Here is a 19541-nt window from a genome sequence, read left to right as displayed (position 1 = left end):
CACCACCCCAACAGGAGCCCTTCTTGGACAGTATCTCAACGAGCACATTACTGATTGTTCTCGTTATCTTGATTGTGTTGTCAGCCTTCTTCTCCAGTTCCGAAACCGGTCTGATGTCCCTCAACCGCTACAAGTTGCGGCATCTGGCCCAAACCAAGCACAAGGCAGCCCGTCGGGTCGAAAAGCTGCTGGCTCGACCGGATCGCCTGCTTGGCCTCATCCTCATCGGCAACAACCTGGTCAACATCCTGGCCTCCGCCATCGCCACCATCGTCTGCATCCGGCTGTTCGGGGATCTCGGCGTCGCCATCGCCACCTTCGGCCTCACCCTGGTGGTGCTGGTGTTCGGGGAAGTCACCCCCAAGACACTGGCGGCCATGTTTCCCGAGCGCATAGCCTACCCCGCCTCCTGGATCCTCAAGGGGCTGATGGTGCCCTTCGCCCCCCTTGTCTGGCTCATCAACAGCATCACCAACCTCTTGCTCAAGCTGCTGCGACTGGAACATCGCAAGGATGACTCCCTCAACACCGAAGAGCTGCGCACCATAGTCAACGAGGCGGGTAGCCTCATTCCCCAGCGCCATCAGGAGATGCTGATCAGCATTCTGGATCTGGACAAGATGACGGTGGAAAACATCATGGTGCCGCGCAGCGAGATCTCTGCCATCGACATCAACGACGACTGGAAGAGCATATTGCGCCAGCTGGCTCACTGCGCTCACACCAAGATCCTGCTCTATCGCGACAATATTGACGACGTTGTCGGATTTTTACACTCTCGTGATGCCCTCAGACTGGTCGCCAAGGACCAGTTCAGCAAGTCCAGCCTGCTGCGGGAAGTCGATCCCATCTACTTCATTCCTCAGGGCACCCCCCTCAACGTGCAGCTGGCCAAGTTCCAGCGTAACAAGGAGAGGATCGGGCTGATAGTGGACGAGTATGGGGATATCCAGGGGCTGATCACCCTGGATGACATCCTGGAAGAGATAGTGGGCGACTTCACCACCTCCATGGCCCCGGCGCCGAGCGACGAGATCCACCCCCAGCCGGATGGCTCCTTCCTGGTGGAAGGCTCCGCCAGCATCCGCGAGCTGAACAAGGAGATGCACTGGCACCTGCCCATCGACGGCCCGCGCACCCTCAACGGGGTGATACTGGAGTATCTGGAAGAGATCCCCCAGCCCAACATCAGCGTCAGGCTGGCGGGTTATCCCATCGAGATACTCGAAGTGGAGAACAACATGGTGAAGATGGCGAGGATCATGCCACACCTCTACCGTAACGAGTCAGGTTACGAGGATTGAAAAAAGGCTGCCGATGGCAGCCTTTTTCGTCTCACTCGCTCTCGTCATCCGGCTCCAGCACCAGGGTCGGGATCAACTCGCCGAACACCTGCTGCAGCTCGTCGCGGTTGGCCAGCAGATCTTGCAGCGTATAGCCGTCCATCACCGCAAGGAAGGCGTTCATCGCCTCCTTCAGGGCACTCTTGAGCAGACAGACCGAGACGATGTGGCACACCGGCGAGTTGCAGTCGATGCCGTCCAGATTGCCTTCCAGCGCCCGGATCACCTGGCCTATGTTCACGCTCTCAGGGGAACAGGCCATACGGATCCCGCCATTCTTGCCACGCTGGGACTGCAGATAACCCAACTTCACCAGCTGATTCACCACCTTCACCATGTGATTGCGAGAGACGTCATACAAGGCAGACACCTTGGCCACGCTCGACAATTCCCCCTCCGGCAACGTGGCCAGATAGAGCAGGGCTCTCAATCCAAAATCGGTATAGCTTGTTAGTCTCATAGTGCCTGTGGCGCATAGCGCAAAGAATTGATGATTGATCCAGATCAATTAAACATTTAGGATGCAACTTATTAAGTGACATTCCAGATGTTCAATTAGAAAGGACCTCCTATGTTAGACCAAGCCACCATCGCCGTCATCAAGAGCACCATTCCTTTGCTCGAATCGGCGGGGCCAGCCCTCACCCAGCACTTCTACCAGCGCATGTTCAACCACAACCCAGAGTTGAAGGATGTGTTCAACCTGGCCCATCAGCGCAGTGGTGGTCAGCCCCTGGCCCTGTTCAGTGCCGTGGCGGCCTACGCCAGGAACATCGACAACCTGGGGGCCCTGGCCGGAGCCGTGGAACGCATCGCCCACAAGCACACGGGTTTCCTGATCCAGCCGGAACAATATCACATTGTGGGTAGTCATCTCTTGGCCACGCTCAAAGAAATGGGTGGCAACGCGGTGACGGACGAGGTGCTGGAAGCCTGGGGCAAGGCCTATGGCGTGCTGGCCGACATCTTCATCGGTCGGGAGGGCGAGCTCTACCGGGAGAAGGCGAGCGAGCTCGGTGGCTGGCAGGGGGCCCGCCCCTTCCTCATCAAGGAGAAGCGCCAGGAGAGCGAGCTTGTCACCTCCTTCGTGCTGGCCCCCGTCGACGGCAAACCCGTGCTGCGCTTCAAGCCGGGGCAATATATCAGCATCAGGCTCAATCACCCGTCGCTGGAGCATCAGGAGATCCGTCAATACTCCCTCTCCGATGCCCCCAATGGCCGCGACTACCGCATCAGCGTCAAGCGCGAGCCCCATGGCCAGGCCTCCAACATGCTGCATGACCAGCTTCACATCGGTGACGAGGTGGCGTTGATGCCACCGGCAGGGGACTTCTTCCTGAAGACCGAGACGACCACACCAGTGGTGCTGCTCTCCGCCGGAGTGGGCCTGACCCCCATGCTGAGCATGCTCAACCAGTTGCTGGCCGAGCAACCAGAAACTGAAATCCGCTGGCTCCATGCCTGCGAGCATGGCGCCCACCATGCCTTCAAGGAAGAGATCCAGGCCAAGAGCCGCCAACATGCCAGTTTGCAGAGCCGGGTCTGGTACAGGGTGCCTGCCGAGCAGGACGTGCAGGGGATGGACTACGACTTCAGCGGCACCCTGGTGCTGGAACAGGTCACGGGCCTCATCCCGGCCAACGCCCACTACTACTTCTGCGGCCCCCTGGGCTTCATGAAGGCGGTGAAAGATCAGCTGAGCAGTTTGGGCGTGCCTGCCGACCGGATGCACTACGAGGTATTCGGCCCCCATCAGGATCTCTGATCCCTCCCTCTGACCGGAGAAATGCACAAGGCCCACGAACTCAGGTTCGCGGGCCTTGTTGTATCGAGTGGCCTGGCTTGCCGGGCTTAATGCATCGCCTTGGCGCGGGCGATGGCATTGGCGGGCATGCGATTGCCGAGCCGGCTCAGCAGGCTAGCCGCCTTCTGGTGGGTCGCCTTGTCGCCGATGACGGCGCCGTGCAGCCAGTGGTAGGCCTCCTCGTAGTCCAGCGGACTGCCCATGCCCTGCAGCAGCATCTCGACCCACTCTATCTGGGCCCGCTGGAAACCCAGGCTGGCGGCCTCCCGCATCAGGGTCTCGGCCCGCACCAGATCCTTCTGGACCAAAATGCCTTTCCAGTAATAGCGCCCGAGCTGCTCCAGTGCGGGAGCCAGACCCTGATTGGCCGCCTCCCACATGTATTGCACCCCGATCTGGGCGTCTGGCTTGATGCAGACGCCCCAGGCCAGCATGTCCCCCCACAGGAACTGATAGGCCGGGATCTTCATCACGGAGGCGCGCGCCTCTATGTCCTGGGTCAGCTGGCACCTGTCCTGCTTCACCCGGGCCAGATGACGTCCCTGCTCTATCCAGTTGAGCAGCTCGTCCTGCCGATAGAGCGGCACCGCCTGCAGCTCTCCGGTGGCCAGGGAGCCAGGGTTCACCGCCCTGGGCAGCGGCGCTGCCGCCGGGGTTGATGCCACTGGGGCGGGTGCATCAACGCTCGACAGCACAGGGGCCGGAGCAGCGACAGCCGTAGGCAACGCAGCCGACGCCACCGGCGCTGGGGCAACGGCAGCCGCCGGCACTGCGGCTGACGGTACAGGTGCGGTGGCCGGCAGGGTCGCTGATGCAGCCGATGCCGGGGCCAAGGCCGCCGAGGGCGCCGGGACTGTGGCGGCCGCCACCGACTGGGTTTGCGCGGCCGCCGAGATCGGCTCGGCCCCCTGCAAGGGGAGGCTGCACAGACCGACGAGGCCGATGAGGGTACTGGGTTTCATCATAGGGATCTCCTGCTGCCCTCTTTATCGGCAGCCGGGTCCATCTCCTTAGCTCTCCATGGCAAACCCCGGAAATGACAAAGGGGAGCCTGGGCTCCCCTCATGATCGACGCTGCGGCTTACTTGACGAAGTCGACACCCAGCTGGATATCGGCCTTCAGGGTAGCCAGCATGCTGTCCATGGACTCTTGCTCGAAGGCGCTCAGCTTGCCGTAGTCCAGCACGCTCTCGACGCCGTTCTTGCCCAGCAGCACCGGCTGCGCGAAGAAGGTGGCGTGCTCGCCGTTGCCTTCCACATAGGCGCACTCGATGACATTGGCTTCGCCCTGCAGACCCTTGATGAGGGACAGACCGAAACGGCAGGCTGCCTGACCCATGGAGAGGGTGGCAGAACCGCCACCGGCCTTGGCTTCCACCACTTCGGTACCGGCATTCTGGATGCGCTTGGTCATGGCAGCCGCTTCTTCCGCGGTGAAGCTGGCCCCTTCGATCTGGGAGAGCAGCGGCAGTATGGTCACGCCACTGTGGCCACCGATCACGTTGACGCGGATCTTGTCGATGTTCAGGCCCTTGGCCTCGGCCACGAAGGTCTCGCCACGGATGACGTCCAGGGTGGTCACGCCGAACAGGCGGCGCTTGTCATAGACACCGGCCTTCTTCAGCACTTCGGCGGCGATGGCGACCGTGGTGTTGACCGGGTTGGTGATGATGCCGATCAGTGCCTTCGGGCAGGAGGCGGCACACTTCTCCACCAGATTCTTGACGATACCGGCGTTGATGTTGAACAGATCGGAACGATCCATGCCGGGCTTGCGCGCCACGCCGGCAGAGATCAGCACGACATCGGCGCCGACCAGAGCCGGGCTCGGATCTTCACCGCAGAAACCTTTTACTTTCACGTCAGTCGGGATATGGCTCAGGTCCGCCGCCACGCCCGGGGTGACCGGGGCAATGTCATACAGGCTCAACTCGGAACCGGCAGGCAGGCGATTTTTCAACAGCAGAGCAAGGGCTTGGCCGATGCCACCGGCGGCACCCAGAACGGCAACTTTCATGATCAACTCCATGTCTAAGCGTAGGTTTAAGGTTGTTTCTAGTTGGGTTAACGCTGTTTCTTATTGTGCGCCTCACCTTAAAGGATCCCCTGCTAAAAAACAATCTGATAACAGTTGTAATCACGGGTTCTGTGAGCCAGGGAGCAAGCGGCGACGAAAGCGGAGAGGAATATGCGATAAATGAGAGGAAAGACACAGATTTCCTGTGTCTCCCTCACAATTAAGAGGTAAATACGACTGCTTCAGGACTGGAATGCCAGTGCCCGCTTCTCGCACCAGCGGAAACCAATTGTTAACAATCCATTCATGGTCAGGTAGAGGCCCCCGGCCACGGTGAACACCGCCAGGGTGTCATAGGTCTGGGCGTTGAGACGCTGGGCCAGCCCCATGATGTCCATGATGGTGATGGTGCTGGCCAGCGAGCTGCCCTTGAGCACCAGGATCACTTCGTTGGAGTAGGCGGGTACCAGCCGACGGGCCGCGTGGCGGGTCTTCATCCACAGGGTCTGGCCGGCGGAGAAGCCGAGCGCCCGGCAGGCCTCTACCTCGCCTGCAGGGATGGCGTCGAGCGCCCCCTTGAACAGCCGGGTGGAGTAGGCTGCGGTGTTGAACCCGAGCGCCAGCACGGCGCAGAACCAGGGTTGCTTGAGCAACGGCCAGAGCGGCCCCGCCTTGAGCCATTCAAACTGGCCAGGCCCATAGTAGATGAGGAAGATCTGGATGAGCAGAGGCGTGCCGGTGAAGACCAGCACCCACAGCTGCACCAGCTGGGTCGCCACCGGAATGCGGCGCTCCAGCACCCAGGTCATGCCCGCCGCCATCAGCACGCCGAGCAGCAAGCTGAACGCGGTGAGCTGCAGGGTAATCGCCAGCCCCCCCAGCAGGGTCATCAGGTAATCCTGCATGGTCAGCCTCCGTAACGGCGGGTGTAGCGGGCAGCCTGCTTGAGGCCAAACTCACTCACCAGGCTGATGGCCAGATAGATGAGGGCGGCCGCGGCGTACCAGGTGAAGGGTTCATAGGTGCTGGCCGAGGCCATCTGGGCCTGGCGCATCATCTCGTTCACCCCGATGAGGGAGACCAGTGCGGTGTCTTTGAGCAGCACCAGCCACTGGTTTCCCAACCCCGGCAGGGCGTGACGCCAGGCCTGGGGCAGCACGATGCGAAAGAAGATGTGGCCCTTGTCAAGGCCCAGCGCCAGCGCCGCCAGCCGCTGCCCGGCGGGCACCGCATTGAGCGCCGCCCGCAGGGTCTGGGTGGCGTAGCTCGCGAACAGCAGGGAGAGCGCCAGCACGCCGCAGGCGAAGGGGCTGAACTCCACGTACTCCCCGGTGATGAGGAACAACACCTGGGTCGAGCCGAAGTAGATGAACAGCACCACCAGCAGCTCGGGCAAACCACGAATGAGCGTGGTCAGCGTGGCCACAGGCCACACCAGCCAACTGCGCTTGCTGAGCTCGGCGGCGCTGAACGCCAGCGCCAGCACCATGCCCCCGACCAGTGATGCCAAGGCCAGCCCCAGGGTCATCCAGGCTGCATCCAACAACAGGCTCAGCATGGCTTACTGCGCGAAGTACTTGTCGAAGATCTTCTGATAGGTGCCGTTGGCCTTGATCTCGGCCAGCCCCTTGTTCAGCTGGGTCAGCAGCTCCTGGTTGCCCTTGGCCACAGCGATGCCAAAGCCGGTACCGAAGTACTTGGCGTCGGTCACCGGCGTGCCGATGACACCGTACTCCTTGTGCTGCTTGAGCCAGTCGGCGGCAACGGCGGTGTCGGCGAAGACGCCGTCGGTGCGACCGTTCATCATGTCGAGGAAGGCGCTCTGGTAGCTGGCGTAGGGCACGGTCAGCAGACCCTTGCTCACCCAGTTGTCCACCAGGTAGGACTGGTGGGAGGTGCCGTTCTGCACGCCGACCGTCTTGTCCACCAGCTCTTCAGGCCCCTTGAAGGCGCCCTTCTTGGCCACGAAGACCGCTGAGTTCTCGTAATAGATATCGGAGAAGTCGACCTGGGCGGCCCGCTCCGGGGTCACGTCCATGGCGGCGATGACGGCGTCATAGCGACGGAACTTGAGGCTGGGGATCAGGCTGTCGAAGGCCTGGTTGTGGAAGCTGCACTCCAGCTTGGCCTGCTCGCAGACGGCGCGGGCCAGATCGATGTCAAAGCCCTGGAACTCGTTCTTGTCATCCAGGTATTCGAACGGCGCATAGGTGGCCTCGGTGGCGAACTTGATCTCCTTGGCTAGCACCGAGGTGCTCAGCAGACCCATGGCAGCAACCAGCAACAGACTCTTTTTCATGACAGCTTCCTTATCGATTCAGTATCAATGCATCAAGAATTCGGCAAACCGGCTGGTTTGCGGGGATTGGAAGATGGCGGCGGTGCCGGATTCGATGATCCGCCCCTTCTCCAGATAAATCACCTGACTGGCCACCTTGCGGGCGAACTCCACCTCGTGGGTCACCACCACCTGGGTGATGCCGGTCTGGCTCAGGGTGCGGATGATCTCCGCCACCTCTTTGGTTATTTCAGGATCGAGCGCCGCAGTGGGCTCGTCAAACAGCAGCACCTGGGGATCCATCATCAGGGTTCTGGCGATGGCGACCCGCTGCTGCTGGCCGCCGGAGAGGCGCGCCGGCCAGGCATCCCGCTTGTCGGCCAACTGCAACTGGGCCAGCAGGTAGGCGCCCTTCTCGATGGCAGCCTCGCGGCTCATGCCCAGCACCTTGATGGGGGCTTCAATCAGGTTCTCCATCACGGTGAGATGGGGCCACAGATTGTACTGCTGGAACACCATGCCCACCTTGCGGCGCAAGGCCTGGGCCTGGCGGTTGAATTCCGCGGGAGAGAGGCTGGACGGGAAAGAAAATTCACTGTCGGCGATGCGCAGCACACCCGCATCCGGGGTGTCCAGCAGGTTCATCATCCGCAGCAGCGAGCTCTTGCCCGCACCGCTCGGGCCCAGCAATACCAAGGTCTCGCCGGGTGCAGTCCGGAAGCTGACCTGTTGCAGTACCGGCACCTTGTGCCAGGATTTTTCGATGCCGATTAATTCGATACCCATACAGCCCAATTGAATAAGTTTTCAAAATTTCGTCCTGATTCTAGCGCCAGCATAAGTTGATGCAAGCTATATTTGAATCAATATGCAGAACAAGCGCCGCTTCCTTGCCAAAACAGGCATATGAATGCAAAATAGCAGCGCTGTTCGTATCTGCCGCCTGAGCGTGACAGGCGGTCACCTCCCTCATTCGTGAGTCCAAGATGAAACATAACGACAAGCAAGAAAAACTGGCCAAGGCCTTTAAAGCCTTGCTGAAAGAGGAGCGTTTCGGCTCCCAGGCAGAGATAGTCACTGCCCTGCAAGAGATGGGCTTTGAGAACATCAACCAGTCCAAGGTTTCGCGCATGCTGAGCCGCTTCGGCGCCGTCCGCACCCGCAATGCCAAGATGGAGATGGTCTACTGCCTGCCGGTGGAACTGGGTGTGCCCACCACCTCCAGCCCGCTCAAGAACCTGGTACTGGATGTCGACCACAACGGCGCCCTGGTGGTGATCCACACCAGCCCGGGTGCGGCCCAGCTCATCGCCCGCCTGCTCGACTCCCTCGGCAAGGCCGAAGGTATCCTCGGCACCATAGCCGGTGATGACACCATCTTCATCACCCCGACCAGCGACACCGACATCGAAGAGCTCTACCTCTCCGCCCTCGAGCTGTTCGAACAGACCCCCTGATCCGGTCGCGCTCGCGCCACCTGAACGAAAAATCCCGGCCAAGGCCGGGATTTTTCGTTTCCGCGCACTCGGCAAGCGGTTACTTGCCCTGAGCGACCAGAAAATCGATGGAGGGGGCGAAGAAGGCGGCCCCTGTCACCGCCCTGGTGAAGCGCAGCAGGTGATCGAAGTGGCTCCCCTCCCCCTTGTACATGCTGGCCAGCATGGCATTGAAGTGCTGCGGGGTGCGGCAGCAGGAGATGAAGTAGAGCCCCTGCTCGCGCATGGTGCCCCAGGGCATGCTCTGGCGCAGTATCTCCATGGACTCTCCCTTCGGGGTCTTGAGGTTGACCCGCTTGATGTGGGAGGTCAGCGGCTTGTCGGCCGACTCGTACTCGATGTTGTCCACCTTGGTGCGGCCAATGATGTCCTCCTGCTCCTTGAGGGCCAGCTTCTCCCAGTCGCTCATGGCGTGCACCCAGCGCTGGACATGGACGTAGGAGCCACCGGCAAATTCACCCCCATCGATCAGCGCCACGTCGGCCCTGTGCTCACCCTGGGGGTTCTCGGTGCCGTCGACGAAACCGGTCAGATCACGGCAATCCTGGTTGCGAAAACCGCGGACTTCCTCGGTCAGCTCCACCAGTCCGGCCAGCAGGGCCATGACACGATGGCCGGCATGATGGAGCACGTCCACCCGATCGGCGCGCAGCTGCACGAAGAGATCGAACGGGGTATTCGGGGCCTCCTGGCCATTGGCAGACTGCGCCATGAAGCCACGGAACTGGGGCGGACGGGCGGCCGGGTAGATGGCATCCCAGCCCTCGGCGCCGACGGCGACCAGACCGCTGAAACCTGCGTCGGGGAAATCGGCGCTCACCGCATCCCACAGAACCGGCAGCCTGGCCAGACGGGTGGCCAGCTCGACACCGTCACCGGTGCGATTGAACATCAGATAGAGGGCATGCAGATTCGGCTCTGCGCAGATCCCGGCTTGGGCTTTCATTTCTCTCTCCAAAGACATTGGCTATGGGCGTGGCGCGATTATAAACCGGAACGGGGTCAATTCCTTGATTTCACATCACTATCAAGGCATCTGTTCGAACAGCACCAGGGCATGGGGGGCCACGGTCACCCGCGCCCTCTCCCCTTCGAGAGGCTCCCCTATGCTGGCCTCCAGCACCTGGCCGGCGCACTCCACCAGCACCCGGCAGTGATGGCCGAGGAACTGCTGCTCCCGCACCAGCAAGTCGCCGTCGGCGGCGGTAGCCAATGCCAGCTGCTGGGGCCTGAGCATCAGTTGCAGCCGCTCTCCCGGGGCGCGACCGTGCGGCTCATGGCCACAGATGACCCCGAGCGCTGTCTGCACGCAGTGGCTGTCCACCACCTCGGCCGCCAGATAGTTGACCCCGCCGAGAAACTCCGCCACGAAGCGGTTCTCGGGGCGGCGATAGAGTTGCTCCGGCTGGCCCACCTGCTCGATGCGACCGGCCCGGAACAACGCCAGCCGATCGGCGAAGGCGAACGCCTCCTCCTTGCTGTGACTGACGAAGATGGCGCCTATCCCCTGACGCTTGAGCAGGGTGCGGATCTCCAGGATCAGCTTCATCCTCACCTGGGTGTCGATGTTGGAGAAGGGCTCGTCCAGCAGCATCAATCTGGGCTTGCAGACCAGGGCGCGGGCGATGGCGACCCGTTGCTGCTGACCACCGGAGAGCTGATGGGGATAGCGATCCCCCAGCCCCTGCAGGTTGACCAGGGTCAGCGCCTCGTCGATCTGCTGCTGGCGGCTGTCGCGAGGCGCCCGGGTCAGCCCGAAGCCGATGTTCTCGGCCACCGTCAGGTGGGGGAAGAGGGCGTAATCCTGAAAGATCATGCCGATGTGGCGACGCTCAGGCGACACCGTCACGCCGGGCCCGTCCAGCAGGGTCTCACCAAGATGAATACGGCCTTCCGCCAGCGGCAGCAGGCCGGCGACCGCCTTGAGCAGCGTGGTCTTGCCACAGCCACTCGCCCCCAGCAGGCAGACGATCTCGTTGTCGGCCACCGTCAGGGAGAGCTGCTCCAGCACGTTCTGGCCGTTGTAACGGCAGCTAACCTTCTCTACTTGCAAGCAAGACACGACTGACTTCCTCTCGTTTCTGGCGGTGCGCTGCCTTTCGGTCAAGCACACCGTATGCAATTTCATTGGCCGACGTGGCGACTCAGTGCCCCGGACTGTCCAGGCTGCGGTTGACCCAGATAAGCGGCACCAGCCCCACCAGCACGATGACGATGGCGCCGAGCGCCCCCCGCTCCAGCATCTCGTCCGAGACGAACTGGTAGACATGGGTCGCCAGGGTCTCGAAGTTGAACGGCCGCAGCAGCAGGGCCGCGGGCAGCTCCTTCATGGATTCGATGAACACCAGCATGGCGCCGGCAAAGAGGCCCCGTCGCACCAGAGGCAGATGCACCCGGCGCAGCATGCCCCCCGTCCCCTGCCCAAGGGAGCGGGCCGCCATGTCGAGGCTGGGGGAGATCTTGCCCATGCTGCTCTCCACCGAGCCAATGGCGATGGCCACGAAGCGCACCAGGTAGCCGAATACGATGGCGGTGAGGGTGCCGGTCAGCAGCAGACCTGGCCCCTGCATCCCGAGCCACTCGGCCAGATCGTTGAGACCAAAATCCAGCGCCGTCAGCGGCACCAGCACCCCGATGGCGAGCACAGTGCCCGGCATGGCATAGCCGGTGGCGGCGATGCGCAGGGGCAGCAGGCTGCGGGTGCCGCCATCGAGGCGGCGGAAGAAGCCAAGCAGCAGGGCGATCGCCATGGCGAGCAGGGCGGTCAGGGCCGAGATGAGCAGACTGTTGCCGGCGAAGCGCACGAATTCCGGCGTCCATGACAGTGCGAAATAGCGCACCCCGTAGTCCAGCAGGATCACGAACGGCAGGCCGAAACCGGCCAGCACCAGTCCCCAGCACCAGAGCCCGGCCAGCAGACGGCTCGCCCCCTTGAGGGGGTAGCGTAGGGGCTGCTCATGGCCCATGGATTTCTGGAACACCTGCTGGCGCTGGCGGGAGCGGCGCTCCAGGGCGATGAGCAGCACTACAGCCAGCAGCATCAGGCAGGAGAGCCGGGCGGCGGTGGCCAGGCTGCCGTAACCGAGCCAGGTGTCGTAAATGGCCGTCGTCAGGGTGTTGATGGCAAAGAAATGGACGGTGGCGAAGTCCGCCAGTGTCTCCATCGCCACCAGCGACGCCCCCACCATGATGGCGGGGCGGGCCAGGGGCAGGCTGAGGCGACGAAAGCTCTGCCAGGGGGTGCAGCCGAGCAACCGGCTGGAGTGAATGAGGCTGACCGACTGCTCCAGGAAGGAGGCGCGCGCCAGCAGATAGACATAGGGGAAGAGCACCAGCGCCAGCACCCAGGCGGCACCGCCGAGGGAGCGGATGGCCGGGAACCAGTAATCGGCCGGGCCTTGCCAGTCAAACAGGGATCTCAGCCCCGCCTGCAGCGGGCCCGAGTAGTCGAGCAGGTCGGTATAGACGTAAGCCACTATGTAGGAGGGCATGGCCATGGGCAGCATCAGCGCCCACTGCAGGGCGCGGCGCCCCGGCACCTGGCACATGGCGACCAGCCAGGCGGTGGGCACCCCGAACAGCAGGCTGAGCAGCACTACCCCCAGCACCAGCCCTGAGGTGTTGCCAAGGTAGTCGAGCAGCACCGTATCGGCGAGGTGGCGAAACAGCTCTCCGTCTGCCGAGAAGGCAGAGAAGATGAGGGCAAGCACCGGCAAACCCAGCAGCAGGGCGGTGGCCCAGCTGCCGGCAATCCATCCAAAATTTTTCATGAGTCCACAGCGATTGATGGGGCCTTAGGCCCCATCTGATTACAAGTCGAATTTCACTTCATCCAGCAACTGCAAGGCGTCCTTGCGGTGCTTGGCATAGTCGCTGACCGGCATGGGGTCAGACTTGAAACTGCCCCAGGACTTGACCATGTCGGAAGGCTCGACCCCGGCCTTGACCGGATACTCGGCATTCACGTCCGCGTACATGTGCTGGGCGGTGTCGCCAGAGAGGAACTCCATCAGCTTCTGGGCGGCTTCCTTGTTCTTGGCATACTTGGTCATGGCCACGCCGCTCACGTTGACGTGGGCACCGCGATCAGCCTGGTTCGGGAAGTTGATCTCGACCGCTTCGGCCCAGGACTTCTGCGCCGGGTCTTTCAACATGGCGCCCAGGTAGTAGCTGTTGCCGAGGGAGACGTCACAGATACCGTCCTTGATCGCCTTGACCTGATCCCGGTCGTTGCCTTGCGGCTTTCGCGCCAGGTTGGCCTTGACCCCTTCCAGCCAGGTCTTGGTGTCCGCCATGCCGTGATGGGCAATCATGGACGAAACCAGCGCCACATTGTACTCGTGCTTGCCGCTGCGGGTACAAATTTTTCCTTTGAATTCAGGCTTGACCAGATCTTCGTAGCGGATGGTGTCGAGCTTGCCGAGACGATCCTTGCTGGAGTAGATGGCGCGCACCCGGGTAGTCAGGGCGAACCAGCGGTTGTCCGGATCACGATAGATGGAGGGGATGTTCTCCTGCAATGTCTTGCTGTCCACCGGCTGCACCAGGTCCTTGTCCACCAGGTCGGTCAGACGGCTGATGTCGACGGTCAGCATCAGATCCGCGGGGGAGAGCTTGCCTTCGCGCTCCAGGCGCTCGTTCAGCCCCTCTTTGGCAAACACCACGTTGACCTTGATCCCGGTCTCTTTCTCGAACTGCTGGATGATGGGCTTGATCAGCTCATCCTGCCGATTGGAGTAGACATTCACTTCAGCGGCGGCAAAGGCCGACTGGGCGATCAGCGAGGAGAACACCAGCGCCAGCATCTTCATTTTCATCATCCATTCCTTGTCTGTGCATAAAGTGATAACTATTTTCGTTTGCATTCTGCATGAATCAGGATGAGAGGATCAAGGCGGTTTGCAGAGGTAAGGCCAGATATTTAATCGTCGCTAAAACAAAAAGACCGGATGGAATCCCACCCAGTCTCTTCATGACCATGCATTCTCTTTTTCTATCGACCCGGCAGGGCCTGAGCGCTCAACCCGGCCGGCTCAGTAGCCGGGGCCCTGGCGCGGCATCACAGCGCCTCGTCGTCGCTCTCGCCGGTACGGATGCGCACTGCCTGCAGCAGGTCATAGACGAAGATCTTGCCGTCCCCTATCTTGCCGGTATAAGCCGCCTTGCAGATGGCCTCGATCACCCCTTCCACGTTCTCGTCGGCGGTGGCGATCTCCAGCTTTACCTTCGGCAGGAAGTCGACCTGGTACTCTGCCCCCCGGTATAATTCGGTGTGCCCCTTCTGGCGACCGAAGCCCTTGACCTCGGACACGGTCAGACCCTCAACCCCCAGGTTGGCGATGGCCTCGCGCACGTCGTCCAACTTGAAAGGTTTGATAATCGCAGTAATCAGCTTCATCTGGTTGCTCCCAATCCATGGTATGTCATGAAGAGGTCATCAATTCTTGTGCCAAGTATTTTTATTGTTTATTTTCATAAAGATAGCCATTAACCCTTGAGCCGTTTCGGCTCAGGATCACCAAGGAAGCGCATCTCGCCCCATAATGAGGCACCAAGCTGCACCAGACTCCCTTGATGCACCAAATGAGAGCATCACCCCATGTTAGTCATCTCCAACAGCGTGATCATTCCCTGGCATGAGCTGCAGTTTCAGACCATGCGCGCCCAGGGGGCCGGGGGTCAGCACGTCAACAAGACGGACTCCGCCGTCTGGCTGCGCTTCGATTACCGCGACTCCCCCAGCCTGCCGGATCTCTACAAGGAGGGGCTGGAGAAGCTCAGCGACAGCCGGGTTCACGATGGCTTCATCCAGATCAGGGTCGAGACCCACCGCAGCCAGGACATGAACCGCAAGGAGGCCATGAGCCGCCTGACCGAGTTGCTGAAAAAGGCCGCCTGGCGCCCCAAGGCCCGCCACGCCACCAAGCCGACCCGCAGCTCCCAGCGCAAGCGGGTTGACGCCAAGAAGCGCAAGGGCGAGATCAAGTCGGCCCGTGGCAAGCCCGGGATGGAGTGAGCCGTTCAGGCCGAGGAGGAGAGATCCATGAGATACAGTTTTTGTGACAGCGCCCAGGGCCCCCTGCTGGTCGCCATCGATCAGGATGGCCTGCGCTTCGTGGAGTTCCTGCGGGGGGAGCAGCCGGTCACCCCGACAGCGGAATGGCAGCGGGACGATGTGGCCCTGGCCCCCTACCTCGAGCAGTTCGAAGCCTATTTTGCCGGCCGGCTGCGGCACTTCACGCTGCCGCTCGCCGCCCGGGGAACCCCTTTTCAGCAGTCGGTGTGGCGCGCCCTGTGCGACATCCCCTACGGCGAGACCGTCAGCTACCTCGAGATAGCCCAGGCCATCGGCAACCCCAAGGCGGTGCGGGCCGTCGGGGCGGCCAACGGCCGCAACCCCCTGAGCATCATAGTGCCCTGCCACAGAGTGATAGGCAGCAGCGGCGCGCTGACGGGGTACGCCGGCGGCATTCCCATCAAACGCTGGTTGCTGGCACTGGAACAACAGACTGCCGACAACTTCACGCTGACTCCCTGATTAGCCGGCGGTATCCCGTTCACAACGCTGGTTGCCGGCACTGGAGCAACAGACTGTCGACACCTTCACGCTGACTCCCTGAGCCCCTGATTAGCCAGCGGCATCCCCTTCATACGCTGGTTGCTGGCATTGGCGCTGGGGAAAAGAGGCTTCGAACCGACGCCACCGGGCGTTTAGCAAAATGAACACAGCATGAAGAATCGCCTCAGAAGGGCTTCAGACTGGGAAAGGCATGATGCACTCACACTTGGATGGCACGGCTCATCCCTCATTCAAGTGGCACCCATGTGACGCTTCCAATCTGTCTTTTTCCCCGCGCCTCCTCTGAGGCGCTTTTTTTTTTTTGCCCGAGTAGCCACAACAAAGCCCGCCGAAGCGGGCTTGAATCTGAAGGCGCTAGCGCCGAGGCCACTCAGAGGGCGAGGAACAGGCCAGCGAGCGAGGCGCTCATCAGGTTTGCCAGCACCCCCGCCAGGATGGCCCGCATGCCGTAGCGGGCGATGAAGGACTTGCGCTCCGGCACCATGGCCCCCAGGCCGCCGATCAGGATCGCCATGGAGGAGATGTTGGCAAAACCGCACAGGGCGAAGGTGACTATGGCCTTGCTCGACTCGTTCAGGGTCTGATCCTGCACCAGGGCGATGAAGGCGACGAACTCGTTGATGACGATCTTGGTGCCGATCAGGGCGCCAGCCGCCTGGGCCTGATCCCAGGGCACGCCGATGAGCCAGGAGACGGGGGCGAACAGCCAGCCCAGGATGATCTGGAAGCTCAGATCCAGACCCACCAGGTCGCCGGCCCAGCCCAGCAGGCCGTTGAGCATGGCAATCACCCCGACGAAGGCCAGCAGGGTCGCACCCACCGCCACAGCGATATTGAGACCGGACATGGCGCCATCGGCCGCCGCTTCGATCACGTTGGTGGCGCGAGGGATCTCCACATCTTCATGATGATCTTCCTCATCGGCACCGGGCGGCACCAGGATCTTGGCCATGGCCAGACCGGCAGGCGCCGACATGAAGGCGGCGGCGATCAGGTATTTCAGCTCGACCCCGATGCTGGCATAGCCCACCAGGGTGCCACCGGCCACCGAGGCAAGACCGCAGCTCATCACCGCGAAGAACTGGGAGTCAGACATCCTGGAGAGATAGGGCTTGACCACCAGGGGGGCCTCCACCATGCCGACGAAGATGTTGGCGGTGGCGGAGAGGCTCTCGGCGCGGCCGGTGCCCAGCAGTTTCTGCAGGCCGCCGCCCAGCAGGGCGATGACCCGCGGCATCAGGCCGATGTGGTAGAGGATGGCGATCACCGCGGAGAAGAAGATGATGACCGGCAGCACGTTGAAGGCGAAGATGAAGCCCAGCTTGAACTTGGCCAGATCCCCGAACAGGAAGGCGATCCCCTCCTGGCCGTAGCCGATCACGCTGCTGACGCTCTCGCTGACGCCGTTGAGCACCTGCTGACCCGCAGGCAGCCAGAGCACCAGGGCGGCGAAGAGGACTTGCAAACAGAGGGCGAAGCCCACTGTTCTCAACGGGATACGACGACGATTATCAGAGCAGAGTGCGGCTAGCGCCAGGATACTCAAGATGCCGAGAAGGGCGATCATAGGGATTCCATCTAGTGGGACTGAAGATGGGCGCGGATTCTGCTCCCCTGCCCCCATCACTGCAAGTCCACCTGGTTACAACCCTGTTAGCAAAAACGTTTGCACGACATCGGTTGCGCCAACTGGCTGATTTGGCTCGTGTTTGGTATCAGGCGAAAGTCAGTGTTCCTGTATGGAAACGATTATTCCTCCACACCGGACAATCTGCCCCCCAGCCAGGGAGCCAGCCGCTGCGCCCAGTAGGGTTCGGGGCCGAAGCTCTCCTTGAGGAAGTCGATGAAGAGGCGGATCTTGGGATCCAGGTGCTCCCGCCTGGCGTAGACGGCGTGCACCGCCATCTTCTGGTTCGGGCGCCACTGGGGCAGCAGGGGGATGAGCTGGCCGGATTGCAGCTCCTTGTCCAGCAGATAGTTGGCAACATAGGCGATGCCGAGCCCGGCCAGGGCGGCATCCCGCACCGCCTCAGCCAGATCCACCCGGTAGTTGCCTGCCACCTGCACCGTCTGGCGCTCCTTGCCCTGGCGAAACGACCATTCGTGGTAGCGCCGTTCCCGGCTCTGGTAGGTGATGCAGTTGTGCCTGGCCAGATCCCTGGGGTGCAGCGGGGTGCCATGGCTCAGCAGATAGTCCGGCGAGGCCACCAGCACGAAGCCGATGTCCGCCAGCCGCTGCCCCACCAGGGCCTCGGGCTTGTCCTCGTAGGTGGTGATCCAGAGATCCAGCCCCTCATCCACCAGGTTGGTGCGGTGATCGAACAGGGAGACTTCCAGCTCCAGGTCGGGGTAACGCGCCTGGAATGCCTTGAGCCGCGGGATCACGTGCAAGCGGCCGAAGGACTGGCCCACCCCCAGGTGCAGCACGCCGCTCACCTTGCCGCGCCGCTCCGCCACCATGGAGTCCGCCTCCAGGGCCACCGCCACCAGGGTTCGGCAGTGGCGGGCATACTCCTGGCCGAGTTCGGTCAGGGAGAAACGGCGGGTGGTACGCTGCACCAGCTGGGCGCCGAGCTCGGTCTCAAGCTGGGCCAGCTGCTTGCTGATGTGGGACTTGGAGACCCCGAGCCGCCGCGCGGCCGCCGAGATGCCCTGCTCGCGGACCAGGGCATCGAAGATCACCATTTGGGGAAGACGTTGCAGCACGGGATAACCAGAGTGAGTGGCGGGCCCCCATTATTCCAGAGCCGCCCGCCAGGGGGTAGGGTCAGCGTCCCAGCGCCTGGATCAGCTGCGCCTTGAGGGGATCATCGGCCGGATTCTGATTGGCGCCATAGCTCGCAATCAGCTTGCCATCGCGGCCCACCAGGTATTTGTGGAAGTTCCAGTTCGGTGCATCCCCGTCGGCGGCGGACGCCAGCCCCTTGAACAATGGCACCGCATCGGCGCCACGCACCGAGACCCGGTTGAACATGGGGAAGGTGACCCCGTAATCCCGACGGCACACCTCGGCAGTCTTGTTCTCGTTGCCCGCCTCCTGCCAGAAGTCGTTGGAGGGGAACCCCAGCACCATCAGCCCCTTCTCCTTGTAGCTCTGGTAGAGCGCCTCCAGATCCCGGAACTGGCCGCTGTAACCACAATAAGAGGCGGTGTTGACCACCAGCACCACCTTGCCCTCAGTCAGCTGGCAGAGGTTGTGGCGCTGGGTGTTGTTGAGCTCCCGCATCTCCACATTGAAGTAGTCGGGACAGGCGGCAGATGCCGCGCCAGATCCAAGCAACAGCAGCAGGGTGAACCATTTCATCGACGTGACTCCTCGGGTTTTCTCCATCATACGCGAGATCCCCGCACAAGGTTCAGGGATCAGTGCAGCGGGATCCCGGTCAACCAGCCGTGGCCCCAGAAGATGAGCAGGGCCGTGAGTACCAGACCGGCGCCCACGCTGATCCCCGTCCCCTGCCAGTTGGCCGCCGGCCTCGGCTTGGTGCGCCAGTCCCGCACCGATATCCAGACGATGCTGACCAGAGCCCAGGCGCCCAACCCCCCGAACAGCACCAGGGAGCGCGCCTCGCTGTTGACCGCCAGATGGGCGCAGGCCCAGAGCAGGGTACCGAGCAGCTGGGGGTGTACCAGCCAACGCCTCAGGTGGTTGGGCCCCTGCCCTGCGCACAGCAGGATCAGCGCGACCGGCATGGCCGCCATCACCAGCATGGGCCCCCAGGCGGGCAGGAAGTAGAGCGGCATGGGGCTGGCGCTGCGCCAGCCGGCGAGGATGCAGCCGATGGCGACGAACACCAGCAGCGAGAAGAGTCCCTTGTAACGGTTCTCCCCCAGCCGATCCCGCAGACGGGCACGGTGCGCTGCGGCGTAGCAGGGGTAGAGATGGATCAGGGTAAACAGCAGTACCCCCAGGGTCAGCAAGATCATGGGTTGCTCCTTGTACTATGGGGGATCACTATGCCGCAAAGGCCCCTGGCAGAATACAAAAACCATATACAAGACAGCAGGATAATAAAAAAGCCG

The 19541-nt window shown here is 62.1% G+C and carries 21 protein-coding genes and 1 pseudogene; 5 read left to right on the top strand and 17 right to left on the bottom strand.

Annotation, left to right across the window (positions count from 1 at the left end; translation table 11 throughout):
* Nucleotides 1–23 precede the first annotated feature (23 nt).
* The gene (locus AC3WR3_RS06880) at nucleotides 24–1304 is read left to right on the top strand and encodes an HlyC/CorC family transporter (RefSeq protein ID WP_202047416.1); all 1281 of its coding nucleotides are present in this window, start codon (nucleotides 24–26) and stop codon (nucleotides 1302–1304) included.
* A 31-nt stretch (nucleotides 1305–1335) separates the two neighbouring features.
* Here the strand turns inward: AC3WR3_RS06880 and AC3WR3_RS06875 are convergent, their stop codons facing one another.
* Nucleotides 1336–1803 (bottom strand): Rrf2 family transcriptional regulator, encoded by a 468-nt coding sequence (locus tag AC3WR3_RS06875; protein WP_025325692.1) that lies wholly within the window; start codon nucleotides 1801–1803, stop codon nucleotides 1336–1338.
* Nucleotides 1804–1914: 111 nt separating this feature from the next.
* Here AC3WR3_RS06875 and hmpA point away from each other — a divergent pair, with 111 nt between their 5' ends.
* Nucleotides 1915–3108, top strand: coding sequence for an NO-inducible flavohemoprotein (gene hmpA / locus AC3WR3_RS06870; RefSeq protein WP_492291497.1), 1194 nt, complete (start codon nucleotides 1915–1917; stop codon nucleotides 3106–3108).
* An 86-nt stretch (nucleotides 3109–3194) separates the two neighbouring features.
* On the opposite strand, the gene AC3WR3_RS06865 is transcribed toward hmpA, so the two are convergent.
* The 6 genes from AC3WR3_RS06865 to AC3WR3_RS06840 all read right to left on the bottom strand — a co-directional run bounded on the left by AC3WR3_RS06865 (nucleotide 3195) and on the right by AC3WR3_RS06840 (nucleotide 8228).
* On the bottom strand, nucleotides 3195–3785 hold the full coding sequence (locus AC3WR3_RS06865) for a tetratricopeptide repeat protein (RefSeq protein WP_043131536.1): 591 nt from the start codon (nucleotides 3783–3785) through the stop codon (nucleotides 3195–3197).
* Between the two features lie 443 nt (nucleotides 3786–4228).
* Nucleotides 4229–5164 carry a malate dehydrogenase gene (gene mdh, locus AC3WR3_RS06860; protein WP_139436852.1) on the bottom strand — a complete coding sequence of 312 codons (936 nt, stop codon included), beginning with the start codon at nucleotides 5162–5164 and terminating at the stop codon, nucleotides 4229–4231.
* Between the two features lie 242 nt (nucleotides 5165–5406).
* Complete coding sequence (gene artM / locus AC3WR3_RS06855) at nucleotides 5407–6069, bottom strand: arginine ABC transporter permease ArtM (RefSeq protein WP_139436854.1); 663 nt, start codon at nucleotides 6067–6069, stop codon at nucleotides 5407–5409.
* Between the two features lie 2 nt (nucleotides 6070–6071).
* Nucleotides 6072–6722 carry an arginine ABC transporter permease ArtQ gene (gene artQ, locus AC3WR3_RS06850; protein ID WP_492291496.1) on the bottom strand — a complete coding sequence of 217 codons (651 nt, stop codon included), beginning with the start codon at nucleotides 6720–6722 and terminating at the stop codon, nucleotides 6072–6074.
* A gap of 3 nt (nucleotides 6723–6725) precedes the next feature.
* Nucleotides 6726–7463: a transporter substrate-binding domain-containing protein gene (locus tag AC3WR3_RS06845; protein ID WP_005332335.1), complete on the bottom strand. Its 738-nt coding sequence runs from the start codon at nucleotides 7461–7463 to the stop codon at nucleotides 6726–6728.
* Nucleotides 7464–7487: 24 nt separating this feature from the next.
* The gene (locus AC3WR3_RS06840) at nucleotides 7488–8228 is read right to left on the bottom strand and encodes an ATP-binding cassette domain-containing protein (protein WP_139436858.1); all 741 of its coding nucleotides are present in this window, start codon (nucleotides 8226–8228) and stop codon (nucleotides 7488–7490) included.
* A gap of 200 nt (nucleotides 8229–8428) precedes the next feature.
* On the opposite strand from AC3WR3_RS06840, the gene argR reads away from it, so the two are divergent.
* Complete coding sequence (gene argR / locus AC3WR3_RS06835) at nucleotides 8429–8899, top strand: transcriptional regulator ArgR (RefSeq protein ID WP_005308670.1); 471 nt, start codon at nucleotides 8429–8431, stop codon at nucleotides 8897–8899.
* Between the two features lie 79 nt (nucleotides 8900–8978).
* Here the strand turns inward: argR and AC3WR3_RS06830 are convergent, their stop codons facing one another.
* The 5 genes from AC3WR3_RS06830 to glnK all read right to left on the bottom strand — a co-directional run bounded on the left by AC3WR3_RS06830 (nucleotide 8979) and on the right by glnK (nucleotide 14336).
* A complete protein-coding gene (locus AC3WR3_RS06830; protein WP_492291495.1) occupies nucleotides 8979–9884 on the bottom strand; it encodes a Dyp-type peroxidase in 906 nt (301 codons plus the stop codon).
* Nucleotides 9885–9965: 81 nt separating this feature from the next.
* A complete protein-coding gene (locus tag AC3WR3_RS06825) occupies nucleotides 9966–11000 on the bottom strand; it encodes an ABC transporter ATP-binding protein (protein ID WP_492291494.1) in 1035 nt (344 codons plus the stop codon).
* Nucleotides 11001–11082: 82 nt separating this feature from the next.
* Nucleotides 11083–12708, bottom strand: a complete 1626-nt coding sequence (locus AC3WR3_RS06820) for an ABC transporter permease (RefSeq protein WP_492291493.1) — start codon at nucleotides 12706–12708, stop codon at nucleotides 11083–11085.
* Between the two features lie 39 nt (nucleotides 12709–12747).
* Complete coding sequence (locus AC3WR3_RS06815; RefSeq protein ID WP_492291492.1) at nucleotides 12748–13755, bottom strand: Fe(3+) ABC transporter substrate-binding protein; 1008 nt, start codon at nucleotides 13753–13755, stop codon at nucleotides 12748–12750.
* 242 nt (nucleotides 13756–13997) lie between these two features.
* The gene (gene glnK, locus AC3WR3_RS06810) at nucleotides 13998–14336 is read right to left on the bottom strand and encodes a P-II family nitrogen regulator (protein ID WP_005332325.1); all 339 of its coding nucleotides are present in this window, start codon (nucleotides 14334–14336) and stop codon (nucleotides 13998–14000) included.
* A gap of 201 nt (nucleotides 14337–14537) precedes the next feature.
* Here glnK and arfB point away from each other — a divergent pair, with 201 nt between their 5' ends.
* Nucleotides 14538–14954: an alternative ribosome rescue aminoacyl-tRNA hydrolase ArfB gene (gene arfB / locus AC3WR3_RS06805; RefSeq protein ID WP_005332323.1), complete on the top strand. Its 417-nt coding sequence runs from the start codon at nucleotides 14538–14540 to the stop codon at nucleotides 14952–14954.
* A gap of 27 nt (nucleotides 14955–14981) precedes the next feature.
* On the top strand, nucleotides 14982–15476 hold the full coding sequence (locus AC3WR3_RS06800; RefSeq protein ID WP_342059345.1) for a methylated-DNA--[protein]-cysteine S-methyltransferase: 495 nt from the start codon (nucleotides 14982–14984) through the stop codon (nucleotides 15474–15476).
* A 412-nt stretch (nucleotides 15477–15888) separates the two neighbouring features.
* Here AC3WR3_RS06800 and AC3WR3_RS06795 read toward each other — a convergent pair whose 3' ends face one another.
* The 5 genes and pseudogenes from AC3WR3_RS06795 to AC3WR3_RS06775 all read right to left on the bottom strand — a co-directional run bounded on the left by AC3WR3_RS06795 (nucleotide 15889) and on the right by AC3WR3_RS06775 (nucleotide 19445).
* Entirely contained in the window at nucleotides 15889–17085 is a 1197-nt protein-coding gene (locus AC3WR3_RS06795; protein ID WP_492291491.1) for a NupC/NupG family nucleoside CNT transporter, read from the bottom strand.
* Between the two features lie 86 nt (nucleotides 17086–17171).
* Nucleotides 17172–17243 (bottom strand): annotated as a pseudogene (locus tag AC3WR3_RS06790) (hypothetical protein); the annotation flags it as partial.
* A gap of 24 nt (nucleotides 17244–17267) precedes the next feature.
* A complete protein-coding gene (locus AC3WR3_RS06785; RefSeq protein WP_182789004.1) occupies nucleotides 17268–18203 on the bottom strand; it encodes a LysR family transcriptional regulator in 936 nt (311 codons plus the stop codon).
* A gap of 82 nt (nucleotides 18204–18285) precedes the next feature.
* On the bottom strand, nucleotides 18286–18822 hold the full coding sequence (locus AC3WR3_RS06780; protein ID WP_492291490.1) for a glutathione peroxidase: 537 nt from the start codon (nucleotides 18820–18822) through the stop codon (nucleotides 18286–18288).
* A 59-nt stretch (nucleotides 18823–18881) separates the two neighbouring features.
* Nucleotides 18882–19445, bottom strand: a complete 564-nt coding sequence (locus tag AC3WR3_RS06775; protein ID WP_342059347.1) for an NnrU family protein — start codon at nucleotides 19443–19445, stop codon at nucleotides 18882–18884.
* Between the last annotated feature and the right edge of the window lie 96 nt (nucleotides 19446–19541).

This window comes from Aeromonas sp. EU05-FHT14A05 (assembly GCF_058791175.1).
The sequence above is the reverse complement of the archived record's forward strand: the minus strand, read 5'-3'. Positions and strand labels throughout refer to the sequence as shown.